Origin of the sequence: Erysipelatoclostridium sp. An173, assembly GCF_002160495.1 — a bacterium.
GTDB classification, from domain to species: domain Bacteria; phylum Bacillota_I; class Bacilli_A; order Erysipelotrichales; family Coprobacillaceae; genus Thomasclavelia; species Thomasclavelia merdavium.
On record NZ_NFKR01000054.1, the window covers coordinates 1 to 12,767 of the forward strand.

General features: G+C 28.2%; 10 protein-coding genes. 8 read left to right on the plus strand and 2 right to left on the minus strand.

Going from position 1 to position 12,767, the window contains the following annotated elements; genetic code table 11:
* Positions 1 to 1,067: AAA family ATPase (locus B5F09_RS13595; RefSeq protein WP_087374833.1), on the plus strand; the 1,067-nt coding region annotated here is incomplete at its 5' end.
* A gap of 70 nt (positions 1,068 to 1,137) precedes the next feature.
* On the opposite strand, the gene ald is transcribed toward B5F09_RS13595, so the two are convergent.
* On the minus strand, positions 1,138 to 2,244 hold the full coding sequence (ald, locus tag B5F09_RS13600; protein ID WP_087300541.1) for an alanine dehydrogenase: 1,107 nt from the start codon (positions 2,242 to 2,244) through the stop codon (positions 1,138 to 1,140).
* Between the two features lie 193 nt (positions 2,245 to 2,437).
* On the opposite strand from ald, the gene B5F09_RS13605 reads away from it, so the two are divergent.
* The 7 genes from B5F09_RS13605 to B5F09_RS13635 all read left to right on the plus strand — a co-directional run bounded on the left by B5F09_RS13605 (position 2,438) and on the right by B5F09_RS13635 (position 11,156).
* The gene (locus B5F09_RS13605; protein ID WP_087374835.1) at positions 2,438 to 4,240 is read left to right on the plus strand and encodes an ABC transporter ATP-binding protein/permease; all 1,803 of its coding nucleotides are present in this window, start codon (positions 2,438 to 2,440) and stop codon (positions 4,238 to 4,240) included.
* A complete protein-coding gene (locus B5F09_RS13610) occupies positions 4,233 to 5,915 on the plus strand; it encodes an ABC transporter ATP-binding protein (RefSeq protein ID WP_087374837.1) in 1,683 nt (560 codons plus the stop codon). The genes B5F09_RS13605 and B5F09_RS13610 overlap by 8 nt, the downstream gene beginning before the upstream one ends.
* A 99-nt stretch (positions 5,916 to 6,014) precedes the next feature.
* Positions 6,015 to 6,674: a GDSL-type esterase/lipase family protein gene (locus tag B5F09_RS13615; RefSeq protein ID WP_087374839.1), complete on the plus strand. Its 660-nt coding sequence runs from the start codon at positions 6,015 to 6,017 to the stop codon at positions 6,672 to 6,674.
* 5 nt (positions 6,675 to 6,679) lie between these two features.
* Positions 6,680 to 7,345 (plus strand): response regulator transcription factor, encoded by a 666-nt coding sequence (locus tag B5F09_RS13620; RefSeq protein ID WP_087374841.1) that lies wholly within the window; start codon positions 6,680 to 6,682, stop codon positions 7,343 to 7,345.
* Complete coding sequence (locus B5F09_RS13625) at positions 7,342 to 8,349, plus strand: HAMP domain-containing sensor histidine kinase (protein WP_087374843.1); 1,008 nt, start codon at positions 7,342 to 7,344, stop codon at positions 8,347 to 8,349. Before B5F09_RS13620 ends, B5F09_RS13625 begins: the two co-directional genes overlap by 4 nt.
* A 73-nt stretch (positions 8,350 to 8,422) precedes the next feature.
* Positions 8,423 to 9,190 (plus strand): ABC transporter ATP-binding protein, encoded by a 768-nt coding sequence (locus tag B5F09_RS13630; RefSeq protein WP_087374845.1) that lies wholly within the window; start codon positions 8,423 to 8,425, stop codon positions 9,188 to 9,190.
* Positions 9,177 to 11,156: an ABC transporter permease gene (locus B5F09_RS13635; protein WP_087374847.1), complete on the plus strand. Its 1,980-nt coding sequence runs from the start codon at positions 9,177 to 9,179 to the stop codon at positions 11,154 to 11,156. The genes B5F09_RS13630 and B5F09_RS13635 overlap by 14 nt, the downstream gene beginning before the upstream one ends.
* Positions 11,157 to 11,172: 16 nt before the next feature.
* Here the strand turns inward: B5F09_RS13635 and B5F09_RS13640 are convergent, their stop codons facing one another.
* Entirely contained in the window at positions 11,173 to 12,654 is a 1,482-nt protein-coding gene (locus tag B5F09_RS13640) for a hypothetical protein (protein ID WP_087374849.1), read from the minus strand.
* Between the last annotated feature and the right edge of the window lie 113 nt (positions 12,655 to 12,767).

Sequence of the window (12,767 nt, forward strand, 5' to 3'; positions counted from 1 at the left end):
GAGAATATGCTCAAGACAAAGAATCGCAGAAGATATATCTTGATTTCTTAAGAAACTTGTTGAAAGATAAGCCTTATATAGAACTGGCTTATATGACGGGTATATTGCCCATCAAGAAATATGGAACACATAGTGCCTTGAATATGTTTGAAGAAATCTCAATGATTGATCCGGGATTATTATCTGAATTTATGGGATTTACTGAAACTGAAGTTCAAAATCTTTGTATTCAATACAACATTAGTTTTGATGAGATGAAACAATGGTATGATGGGTATCACATGACAAATGATATTTCAACTTTTTCTCCTCGCTCTGTTGTTTCTTCAATTGTGAGAAAACAATTTGGAAATTATTGGACATCAACAGAAACCTATGAAGCCTTGCAGGTTTATATAGATATGAACTTTGATGGTTTGAAGGATAATATCGTTCAACTCTTAGCAGAAGAAAATATACCCGTTCAAACAACATCATTCCAGAATGACATGACAACATTCAAATCAAAGGATGATGTATTGACACTTCTTATACATTTGGGATATTTAGGATATAACGGTTCTTTACATACATGTTTTATTCCTAACAAAGAAGTTGTTGATTCATTTGTTAATTCTATTAGAAGTTCGAATTGGCATGAAACTACGAGGGCATTATTAAATAGTCGTGAACTCTTACAAGCAACATGGAACAAAGATGAAGAAGCAGTGGCTAGATATATAGAAGAGGGACATTTAGATACAGCGATACTTACCTACAATAACGAAAATGCCTTGTCATATACAATTGCAATAGCATATATAACAGCGCGAAATCATTATACGATAATAAGAGAGATGCCAAGTGGTAAAGGTTTTGCTGACATGGTATTTATTCCAATAGATAATAAACCAGCGATGATAATAGAATTGAAATGGGATCAGAAAGTAAAGACAGCAATAGATCAAATTAAAGAAAAAAACTATCCTCAGGGATTAAAGAAGTATCAGGATAATCTGCTTTTAGTAGCAATAAGCTATGATAAAGAAACTAAAAAACATCATTGTAAAATAGAACAGTTAACTTAGGTTCATGAAAATGAACCTTTTAATAAATATGTATAGAAAAAAATCACGGAAATCGTGATTTTTTGATTGATTAAAGTAATTTTTCTGCAGCAACATATTCACCATTTAAGGCACTAGCCACTGCTTTACAAGTATATTTTCCTTGATAAGTATTTAAACCTTTCATAAATCCAGGATCTTCTTTTAAAGCATCTAATCCTTGATTTGCTAGTTTTAAAATATAAGGTAAAGTTGCATTAGATAAAGCCATAGTAGAAGTTCTTGGTACAGCACCTGGCATATTAGCTACTGAATAATGAACAACCCCGTGTTTAGTAAAAGTTGGATTATCATGAGTTGTTACATGATCACAAGTTTCAATGCAGCCACCTTGATCAATAGCAACATCAACAATAACACTACCTTCCTTCATTGTTTTAACCATTTCTTCAGTTACAATTTTTGGTGCTTTAGCTCCTGGTAATAAAACAGCCCCAACAATTAAATCAGCATTTTTTACAGCTTCTTTTAAATTATATTCATTATTATAAACTGTATGAATAGCTCCATTACTAATATCATCAATATAAGCCATAGTATTTACGTTAATATCAAAAACCTGAACATTAGCACCTAAACCAAGTGCCATTTTAGCGGCGTTAATACCAACTTTACCACCACCAATAATTACAACGTTGGCAGGTAATACTCCAGAAACACCACCTAATAAAATACCACGACCACCATTAGTTTTTTGAAGTAAATTAGCACCAATTTGAACAGCCATTCTACCAGCTACTTCACTCATTGGTGTTAATAATGGTAAAGAATGATTAGCTTCTACTGTTTCATAAGCAATAGCTGTTGTTTTACTTTCAATTAATGCATTAGCAAAAGGTTCGTTATTAGCGATATGCAAATATGTGAAAACCATTTGATCTTCGCGTAAATATTTGTATTCACTTTCTAAATATTCTTTTACTTTTACAATTAAATCAGCTTTTGCAAATACTTCTTCACTTGAAGAAATTATAGCACCAGCTTCTTGATATTCTTGATCACTAAAACCACTGCCATTACCAGCATTAGTTTCAACATATACTTGATGTCCAGCTTTACAAAGGGCATAAACCCCAGCAGGAGTCATTGAAACGCGATTTTCGTTATTTTTTATTTCTTTTGGAATTCCTATAATCATGATTTATTACCTTCTTTCCATTATAAATTGATTATTATTATTGTAACACTATTTTTTTGTTATGGACAAAATATTTTATTTAGAATATTATTGATTAGGTTTAATTTGTTGCTTTTAATTTTTGAATATAGGATAATATGTCTATCATTTTATTAAAAAGTTAATAATAGTAAGATTATTAGGGAGGAAAAGAATGTTATTGATCAATAAGACACTGATTAAGATGTCTAAAGGTGTTCGGATTTGGATTTTTATAATTGCATTGTTGAAGATGCTTACATTAATAGGAACGGTATTATTTGCTCAAACGATATCAGCGTTTTTGGGTGATTTATATCAACCATCATTATCAAAAGAAGAATTGATAGGTGCTATTGTTAGTGCAGTATTTGCTTCACTATTGATTTTGGTTGCTGATTTGTTGACTGGTGAAGCTGAATATCGCTGTGGTGCTAAAGCGCGAATTTCTTTACGTAAAGCTATTTTCGATAAGATTTTAGAACTTGATGTTGGAAAGGTTGAAAAGATTGGTGCTAGTAATGCAATTAGCAGTGTCGGTGATGGAGTTGAATTGATGCAGGTTTATTATACGCGGTATTTACCTAGTTTACTGTATAGTTTAATGGCACCGATTTATTTGTTTTTTAATCTTAAAGATACATCATTTCCGGTTGCATTATTATTATTAGTTATTTCTTTTGCTTTACCATTATTGAATAACTATTTTCGTAGTATGATCGATCAGTTAAAAAAGGAATATTGGACTAGTTTTCAAGATTTAACTAGTTATTATTTAGAAAGTTTAAAAAGTTTAGTGACTTTAAAATTGTTTAATCAAGATCAAAATCGTCATGATCATTTAAAAGAAAAAGCTAATGTTTTTAATCAAAATACAATGTCGATCATGAAAATGAATTTTTCATCATTTTTATTATCAGATGGTTTGATTTATGGTGGCATTGTTGTTGCTGTATGTATTGCTTGTTTTCAAATGAACAATAATCAGCTTGATTTTTCTCAAGGAATATTAGTATTAATGCTTTCATATAGCTTTTTTAGCTCAATTCGTCAGTTGATGAATGTTACTCATGATGCCTTATCAGGAATTGCCGCTACCATTAAAGTAGAGGAAATCTTAGCTATGGATACTACTAGAAAACAAGAAAGTATTGAAACAACTAATGATAAGATCATTGAAAAATATTCTAAGGAAACTTTAGATTATTTACATAATTTTGATGGTATCATTGCACATGATATAAGTTTTAATTATCAAGAAAAAAGAACGGTATTAAATCATTTAGCAGTTGCTTTTCCTAAAGGTAAGACCACAGCAATAGTTGGTCGAAGTGGTTGTGGTAAAAGTACTTTAGCTAGTATGTTAATGCGTTTTATTGATCCTGATAATGGTTATTTGTTTTTTGAAGGAAAAAGCTATTATCAGCAAAGTCCTGAGGAATTAAGAAAAAATATTATCATGGTACCACAGCGAGTTAGTATTTTTGGTGGCAGTTTAGAAGAAAATCTGCGGATTGCTAAACCCGATGCTTCGATTACTGAAATTTTAAATGTTTTAAAACAGGTTCGTTTATATGACTGGTTAAAAAGTTTACCTGAAGGTTTATCAACTGATTTAGGTGATAGTGGATCAAAACTTTCAGGTGGACAAAGACAGAAAATCGGTTTAGCTAGAGCTTTATTAAGCAACGCACCATATATTATTTTTGATGAAGCTACATCAAGTGTTGATCGTGATAGCGAAGATGAAATTTGGCAATGTATTAAAGAATTAAAACAGAGTCGTACATTGATTATTATTTCACATCGTCTTTCAACAATTCAACGTGCTAATAATATTATTGTATTAAATAAAGGCCAATTAGTAGAACAAGGCAGTCATGAAGAATTACTTGATAAACAAGGTGAATATTATCAGCTGGTTAAGGAACAAGAAATCTTGGAAAATCAGGGAAAGCAGAGGTTAAGTTATGAATAAAAAACCATCTTTATTTACACTGACAAAAAGATTATTAAAAATTGCAACTGAGCAAAAAAAGTATTTTGTAATATCAACGATTGTAAGTATAGTTGGTAATGCTATGCAGCTAGGTTTGATGGGATTTGGTGCTTGTTTTATTTTAAGTATTGCTGGTAAACTTAAATTCTTAAATAGTACTGTATGTTGTGTTTTAATGATAATAAGTGCTGTTTTAATTGTAATTTGTCGTTATTTAGAAGGCTATTTTTCTCATGCGGGAGCATATAAATTATTAGCTAAGATGCGAATTGATATGTTTGCAATGTTACGTAAGTTAGCTCCTGGTGGTTTGATTGATCGTAGCAGTGGGGATATTATGTCGCTTGCAATATCAGATATTGAAAGTATTGAGTTCTTTTTTGCTCATACTATTGGCCCATTATTTACAGTTATTTTATTACCAGTAATAACATTAATTATTGCTGGAATGATTGATTCTTTATTTGTATTAGCGTTATTACCAATCTATTTAATTATTAGTGTTGTTTTACCATTAATAGCTATTAAATTAGGGCGTAATATTGGACTAGGATATCGAGAAAAATTAGGTAAGTTAAAAGCGTTTTTACTAGATAGTGTTTATGGTTTATCTGAAATTCAAATCTTTGATTATGGAAGAGCTCGTAGTGAGGAACTTACTAAAATTAATCAGGATATTAATCGTTCAACTCATTTATTAGCTTATCATCGTCAATTTGTAATTTCTTTGCCAACGTTTTTTATCTATTTAGCAAGAATAGTAGTTATCGCTGTTGCTTCTTATCTAGCTTTGGTTAAAAGTGTTGATTCATCAGCAGTGATCATTTTATCATTTTTAGTATCAGCGTCTTTTTCATCAACGCAGTCTTTAACTACTGTTGTATCTAGTTTAGTAGAAACTTATGCTGCTAGTCAAAGATACTTTGATTTACAAGATAAAGAGCCATTAGTCAAAGAAAGCAAAGATTCTAAAAAATTGACTGATATTAAAAAAATAGAATTTAAAGATGTTACTTTTAGTTATCCAGATGCTAATAAACCAGTAGTTGAAAACATGAATTTAGTAATTGATGCTGATGATAAAATTGGTTTAATTGGTGAAAGTGGTATTGGAAAATCAACATTAATTCGTTTATTATTAAGATTTTATGATGTTACTAGTGGACAAATCTTAATTAATGGTATTGATATTAAAGAATATTCTTTAACTGATTTAAGAACAAAAATCAGTGTTTTACAACAAGATACTTTTATCTTTAATGATACTATCAAAGCTAATATTGCTCTTGGAAAACCGGATGCAAGTGATGAAGAAATTATCAATGCTGCCAAGATGGCAGGAATTCATGACTTGATTAGTTCATTGCCAGATCAATATTATACTTTGATGGGTGAAATGCAAAATCGTCTATCTGGTGGTGAAAAACAGCGAATTGGAATAGCTCGAGTATTATTGGTCAATCCTGATATTTTAGTGATGGATGAGCCAACTAGTAGTTTAGATATTATTAATGAAAAATCATTGTTGCAAACATTGGATCAGCAGTTTAAAGATAAGACGTGGTTAATTGTTTCCCATCGTCCTTCATCTTTATCTAATTGTAAAAGAATTATTAAATTAGTAGATCATAAAATTAGTGAAGTAGCAGTTTAACTTATTGGGTTATAGCAAATTACTTTAATTTGCTATAGCCCTTTATCATTATTTTATCTTTTTTATCATTGTGTTAAAATAATATTCGAGGTGATGAAAATGAAAGAAGGTATGAAGTTTTTAACAAACCATTATCAATTAAGAGAGTTTACTTTAACTAGAATGTTACAGTTAGTTAATCAAAATAAAACAGCAAAATTAAATGGAACTGTATTTTTTGGTGATTCAATAACTGAACGTTGTGATTTACAACAATATTATCCCGAAATTGAAAATAAATATAATACAGGAATTGCGGGTATTACATCAAAAATGCTTTTAAATTTTATTGATGAAGGAGTAGTTAAATATCAGCCTAAACAAGTAGTAATCATGATAGGAACTAATGATTTAGGGGATACTGTAATGGAAAGTCCTCGTGATATTGCTTTAAATGTTAAAGAAATGGTAGAAATCATTCATTATAATTGTTTGGATGCTAAAATTTATTTAGTAGCTCCAATTCCTTGTATTGAAAAAGTTCATGGTTATAAAGCGATAAAAAAAGGAATTAGAAGTAATGATGTATTAAAAATGATTTTTAAAGAATATAAAAATGTTATTCCTTATGAATATGTAACTTTTATTAATCCATATTCTGCATTATGCAATAAAAAAGGAGAACCAATTGCAGAATACTATGAAGATGGCTTACATATAAATGAAAAAGGCTATCAGGCCTATACTAAAGTAATTAAAGAAGTATTATTGAATGGGTAATGATTATGGCTAAGATTTTGATTGTTGAAGATGAAATAAAATTAAGACAAGAATTAGAAGTCTTTTTAAATAATAACGGCTATCAAACTGAAATAGTCAGTGACTTTAGCGATACCTTAGATCAAATGCTCCATTTTAATGGGGACCTTATTTTATTAGATATTAATTTACCTAATAGCAGTGGTCAATTTTTATGTAAAGAATATCGTAAAAGCGCTAGTACGCCAATAATAATTGTAACTAGCCGTAATAATGAAATGGATGAATTAATGTGTATTAATTATGGTGCTGATGATTTTGTTACTAAGCCTTATAATCCTTTAATTTTACTAGCTCGGATTGAAGCAGTATTAAAACGAGTTCATCCTCAAAAAGAAATGTTAATAAATTATCGCAATATTCAACTAGATGTTTTTAAAAGCTGTATTATCAAAGATAAACAGATAATTGATTTATCAAAAAATGAACTCAAAATATTTTATTATTTATTAAGTCATCAAGGTGTAATTATTTCACGTGATGAATTAATGTCTTATTTATGGGATAGCGATATGTTTGTTGATGATAATACGTTAACAGTTAATATTAATCGTCTAAGAAAGAAGTTAGAAGATATTGGATTAAAAGACGTGATTATAACTAAACGGAAACAGGGGTATCTAATTCTATGAGATTTAGTGATTATTTAAAAGATCAACTTATAAGCATTATTGTTATGATAGCGATAGTTTTTTTAAGTGGGATAATTTTATGGGTATTTAATTTAAATAAGTTTTTAATATTTTATATTCCCTCACTATTTTTACTTGGCTATATAATTGTGTTTATTTATAACTATTGGCGTCGTCGTAATTATTATAATAATTTTATTGAGCTTCTTGATAGTCTGGATCAAAAATATTTAATTACTGAATTATTAAAACAGCCTAATTTTTTAGATGGTAAAGTAATGGTATCATCAATTTATGAAATTGATAAATCAATGAAAGAACATATCAATGAAATTCGTTTTCAACAAGTTGAATTAAAAGAATATATCGAAATGTGGTGTCATGAAGTTAAAACACCACTTGCAACAGCGATGATGGTTGTAGAAAATAATGGAAGTGATGTTAATGATAGTATTAAAGAGGAACTGGTTAAGATTGAAAATTATTTAGAGCAGGTTTTATTTTATGCTCGCAGTGAAAATGTTGAAAAAGATTATTTGATCAAAGAAGTAGATTTAAATGAAATCGTTAATACTGTTATTAAACGAAATAAAAAAGATTTAATTAGTCGAAAAATTAAGATTGAACTAGATAATTTATCTATTAAAGTACATAGTGATAAAAAATGGCTTGAATTTATTTTGCATCAGATTATCAACAACGCTATTAAATATGTTGATAAAGATCCAGTGATAAAGATAACCGCTAACCAGTATCAAGATCACATTGAATTATTGATTTTAGATAATGGTATTGGGATTGATGGAAATGAAATTGAGCGTGTTTTTGATAAAGGTTTTACCGGTACCAATGGAAGAAATCATCATAAAAGTACTGGGATTGGGCTGTATTTGTGTAAGAAACTATGTAAAAGATTGAATCATGAAATTAAAATTGCATCAAAAGATGGTCAAACAATTGTAACAATTATTTTTCCATGTAATTCTTATCTAATCTTACAATAATGTAAGGTTATGTTATTTTATTCGATGGTTAAAAATAACGGAAATCTTATAATAATAAGTGAGGTGAAGATAGATGGAAAAGATATTAAGAATTGAAAATATTGAAAAGTATTATGGTAATAAAACAAATATTACTAAGGCTGTTGACAATATTAGTTTTAATGTTGATGATGGTGAATTTGTAGTTATAATGGGGGCTAGTGGAAGTGGTAAAAGTACTTTATTAAACTGCATTTCAACAATTGATCGAGTTACTAGTGGACATATTTATTTAAAAGGACAAGATATTACTAAGTTAAAAGGACGTCAGTTGACTAAATTTAGAAGAGATTCTTTAGGATTTATTTTTCAGGATTTTAATTTATTGGATACGCTGACAGCTTTTGAAAATATTGCGCTAGCTTTAACAATCAAAAAGACTAATTATAAATTGATTGATGATAAAGTAAATAAGATTGCTAGTGCACTTGGAATCAAAGAAATTTTAAACAAATATCCCTATGAATTATCAGGAGGACAAAAACAGCGTGTTGCCTGTGCCAGAGCTATTGTTACTAATCCAGATTTAATTTTAGCAGATGAGCCAACTGGTGCTTTAGATAGTAAATCAGCAAGATTATTATTAGAAAGTTTAAATACTTTAAATCAAAAGCTGAATGCGACAATTTTAATGGTTACTCATGATTGCTTCACTGCTAGTTATGGTGACCGGGTCATCTTTATTAAAGATGGTAAGATTTTTAGTGAGATTGTAAAAGGAAATCATTCTCGAAAAGAATTTTTTAATATGATCATGGATGTTCAAACAGTATTAGGTGGTGAGCTAAATGAACTTATTTAATATTGCTTTTCGTAACATTAAAAAAAGTATTAGAGATTATTCAATTTACTTTATTACTTTAGTAATAGCAATTGCTATTTTCTACTTATTTAATTCAATTGATAGTCAAACAGCAATGCTAAAGCTAAATGAATCTACTAAAGAGATTGTTCAGACTTTAATAAATCTTTTAAGCTATGTTTCAGTTTTTGTGGCGATAGTATTAGGATTTTTAATTGTTTATGCTAATAATTTTATTATCAAACGACGCAAAAAAGAAATCGGTGTTTATCTAACTTTAGGAATGTCTAATTTTCGCGTTTCGATGATTTTAGTTTTAGAAACAATGATGGTTGGAATTATTTCTTTAGTTGTAGGAACAATTTTAGGAATCGGCTTATCACAGTTAGTATCAGTCTTTACCGCTAAGTTATTTGAAGCAGATATGACTAGCTTTGCGTTTGTTTTTTCAGCCGATGCTTTATTTAAAACGATCATTAATTTTGGTGTTATTTATTTTATTGTAATGATCTTTAATGTTATTAGCTTAAATCGTTTTAAATTAATAGATTTATTATATGCTAAAAGTAAAAATGAAAAAATTAAGATTAAAAACAGCTGGTTAATTTTCTTTTTGTTTATTATATCACTTGTTTTAATTGGTTATGCTTATAGCTTATTATATGATAATGCCCTATTAAACGGTGGTCAGGATTTTATCGTGATGCTTATTAGCGGTGCTTTGGGAACATTTTTATTCTTTTTATCAGTTTCAGGATTTTTATTAAAAGTTGTTTCTTTAAGTAAAAGATTATATTATCGCGGTTTGAATATTTTTATTTTAAAACAGGTGAATAATAAAATTAATACTCATGTAGTATCAACTACTGTAATTTCTTTGATGTTATTACTGACAATTGGTATTTTATCATCATCATTATCGTTAGCTAATGCTATGAATGCCTCATTTAGAAATAATACACCTTATGATTATAGTGCTATTGGTTTTGAAAATAACGAAGTGTTAAATTTAAGACAAGAAGCAGCTTACAAAGATATTACTAGTGAAGATTATCTCTTTAATTATGTGTATTTTGATGATCTTTCAATGGGTGATTTTATTTATGAAGGCAATGAATTATATGATGAAATGGATTTGTTATTTCAAACGAAAATGCCAGCAATCAAAGAAAGTGATTATAATAAATTAATGGAAATGGCTAATAATGAAAAACAAAAAGTTAATTTAGCCGATAATCGTTATATTTTAGTAGCTACCATGCCAATGTCTTTAGATTATTATAATGAATTTTTAAGTAATGATGGTATTATTGAAATCGGAACAACTTCTTTAACATGTCAGGAAAACCGTGCGATTGAAACTTCAATAACTAATAGTAATGGTAATGAAGGATTTATTGTTGTTAGTGATGATTTTGCAAATAAATATGGCCAAGTCGATCCTAATAGTAATCTAGTAGGAAATTATTCTGGTAATAAAGAAGCTAGTGAAGATAAATTTATGGAACTATTACAAAAATACAACGACCCTGAAACCCGGATTATTGCTGATACTAAAATTGAGTTAAGTGCAACTGGTGTTGGAACAAGTGCGATGTTTACGTTTTTAGGTTTATATTTAGGAATTGTTTTTGCTATTGCTAGTGGAACCGTTTTAGCAATCGAACAATTATCAGAAGCTTCTGATAATAAAGAACGTTATCGAATCATTAATCAATTAGGTGCTAGCAAGAAAATGGCTAATCGTAGTTTATTAGTACAAATAGGAATTATGTTTATTTTCCCGCTTACAGTTGCTTTAGTTCATAGTTTTGTAGCTTTAAATGAGATTAATTATCTAATTAGTTCAATTGTTAATATTAATATTGCTGATAATATTATCATTACTACATTGTTTATTGTGATAGCTTATGGTGGTTACTATTTAGCTACTTACTTAGCTAGTAATCGTATTATTAATGAATAAAACCCCGTATGGGGTTTTAATTTATAATTGTTTTATTTAATGTAAAAATAATGTCTTTATCTTGATATTCTTTGATTTGATTAGTAGGCCTTAAATTAGGATGGTCTTCTAAAATACCATCAAAAACAATTTTATTTAAATAGGGTAAAATTGCTAAATTACATACTTTTGGTAATACTTTATCAGGATATATTTCTTTTAGATGACTAACAAGACCATAAATAGCATAGACATCACTATTATTACTAACGATTGAATAGTCATCATTATTTTTTAAAATCAAAAATTCATCAATAAAACCTTCTTTAAAGTTTTCAATGATTTTTTTTGCTTCATTATTTAAATGATCAGGATCTTCATTTAAATAACGATCAATTATTTCTGGATTATTAAATAATAATGTTCGAACATAACTAAAATCAATCGGATCAACTTCATCAAGTTCATGAAATGAAATAGTTGTAATGTTAAATTGTTGATTAGTATACTCTAATAAATTTAAATACAATTGATAAAAAGTCGTACTTTCTTCTTTAGTAAAACTAGAAGCTTGATGGATTAAATGATAATATTCATTAGGACTTAAACCATATAAACCAGCACTGTGAATATATGGTAATGCTTTAGGTATTAAGGTAATTAAATAATTAAGGTTTTCATTTGTATCTTGTTGTAATTGTTTGATGGTTTTAATCAGTTTGTTTTCATCTTCACAGGTTTGGCAGGTTTGAATAATTAGATTACGAATCATTTCTTTTAGTAAATAACTATTAATTGATTCGATTTCACGATATAAACAATTAATACAATTATGCTCAATATCCAATCCATAACGAGCAATCAATTGAATCTGATGTTTATTATAAGTAAAATCAACTTCGCTAACAATTTTTTGATTATTAACTATTTTATCGATATACACTTGATAAGGTTCATAAGCCAATAATAAACCATCATCACCTTGATAAATAAAATAGTGCCAGATTAAATAACGATTAGTATCGATATGCTTTTTTAAAGTATCATGACTAATAGAAGAATCATATTTAAGATAAAAAGCAATTAAATCATCAACATTAATAACACCGCGAATTGCAAGAATCCCGATTAATAATTCGTTAATTTGATCTATTCTTTTTATTTTAGATATATCCGCTAAATTTATGGCTTTAAAAACAATTTCTTTTAAATCATCAGGTATTGTGATGTAGTTTTTATTATTAATATCTTTGATCAAAAGACATTTGTTGATTAAGGAATTGATAATTGGTAAATCTTGATAGTTATGATTAGTTGGATAGTGTTTTAAAAAATTGATTTCAGTTTTGCTTAAGACATTTAAAACATGATGATAATCTTGATTATAATAAGATACAATTTCTTTACAAATTTGTTTTGAAGTAATTAAATGAGATAATTTAGGATTATCAACTATTTTTAAATAACGCCAATAGAGATGGTTACATTGATTAGAAATAATTAAATCAACTAGTTTCATTTGAATCACTCCTCGTATAATATGTACGTAATCATTTAATGATTTTTATTAAATTCATTATTGATTGTACATTCTAATTTTAAGATAATAGTTTTGTTTTGAATGAAGGTTTT